The sequence below is a fragment of the Arthrobacter sp. Y3223164 genome, from assembly GCF_059091005.1.
On sequence record NZ_JBNHGF010000819.1, the window covers coordinates 1 to 516 of the forward strand.

Below are 516 nucleotides of genomic sequence, written 5' to 3' on the forward strand. Positions count from 1 at the left end.
GCCCGCGGCGGCATCGCGTCGCGGTCGCGGCGAACTCCGCGCTTCCGCGTAGCCCTCGGGGCAGCGTTCGTGGTGGCCGGGCTGTGCCTGGGCTACGGACTTGTTTCGCTGGCCACGGCTGATGTGAGCCGCTCGGCTGCTCCCATCCTGGAGAGCATTCCGCTGACGTCCGACCGGGCTGCCGGCCCGGCTGTCGACGAAGAAACGAAAGGGACGCCGCCAGCAGCGCCCTCTGCTGCCGGCGAGGACGGTACGGAGACCGCGGATGAACCGTCAGGCGACGGCCCCGGCCTCATCGTCCATGTGGCCGGGGCCGTCGCCTCGCCGGGGATCGTCCGGCTGGCCGACGGCTCTAGGGTGTTCGAGGCCATTGACGCTGCCGGGGGTGCGACGAAGAAGGCTCGGCTTGAGGCGTTGAACCTGGCGGCGATGTTGACCGACGGACAGCAGGTCTTCGTGCCCTCGCCGGATGCGCCGGGACCGCCGCAACAGGCGGACGGGTCGGGAGGCGGCGGC

General features: G+C 71.9%; 1 protein-coding gene. It reads left to right on the forward strand.

What is annotated here, in order from left to right; translation table 11 throughout:
* A partial coding sequence (locus AC5RUJ_RS18195) for an SLBB domain-containing protein (RefSeq protein ID WP_494156512.1) occupies nt 1–516 on the forward strand: 516 nt, incomplete at both ends.